Origin of the sequence: Mycobacterium sp. 852002-30065_SCH5024008, assembly GCF_001665645.1 — a bacterium.
GTDB lineage: Bacteria > Actinomycetota > Actinomycetes > Mycobacteriales > Mycobacteriaceae > Mycobacterium > Mycobacterium paraffinicum.
Genome location: NZ_LZSZ01000048.1, coordinates 1 through 575, shown reverse-complemented (window position 1 = coordinate 575; position 575 = coordinate 1). Strand labels below are relative to the sequence as shown.

Sequence of the window (575 nt, the reverse complement as noted above, 5' to 3'; positions counted from 1 at the left end):
TTGGAGTCGGTGGCGTTGGTGGTGGCCGGTGAGGCGTGTCCGGCTGAGGTGGTGGATCTGTGGGCGGCACCAGGGCGGGTAATGATCAACGCGTATGGGCCCACCGAGACCACGGTGTATGCGTCGATCAGTACTGCGCTGACCCCGGGATCTCAGGTGGTGCCGATCGGGTCGCCGATACCGGGGGCGGCGATGTTCGTCTTGGACAGGTGGCTCAAGCCGGTGCCGGCTGGGGTGGTCGGTGAGTTGTATTTGGCGGGCCGCGGCGTGGGCGTCGGTTATGTGCGCCGAGCCGGGTTGACCGGGTCGCGGTTTGTGGCGTGTCCGTTTGGAGGGGCGGGGGCGCGGATGTATCGGACCGGGGATTTGGTGTCGTGGGGTGTTGATGGGCAGTTGCGCTATGTGGGGCGTGCTGATGAGCAGGTCAAGATCCGCGGGTATCGCATCGAACTCGGTGAAATCCAAACCACACTAGCCAGCTTGGACGGGGTGGACCAAGCGGTGGTGATCGCCCGCGAGGAGGACCCCTGTCTCTTATACACATCTCCGAGCCCACGAGACGGAGCTACATCTCG

1 protein-coding gene is annotated in these 575 nt (G+C 64.5%); it reads left to right on the top strand.

Going from position 1 to position 575, the window contains the following annotated elements; all coding sequences use genetic code 11:
- Positions 1-575, top strand: a 575-nt coding sequence (locus A5781_RS05075; protein WP_156624409.1) for an AMP-binding protein, incomplete at both ends; no start/stop codon positions are given.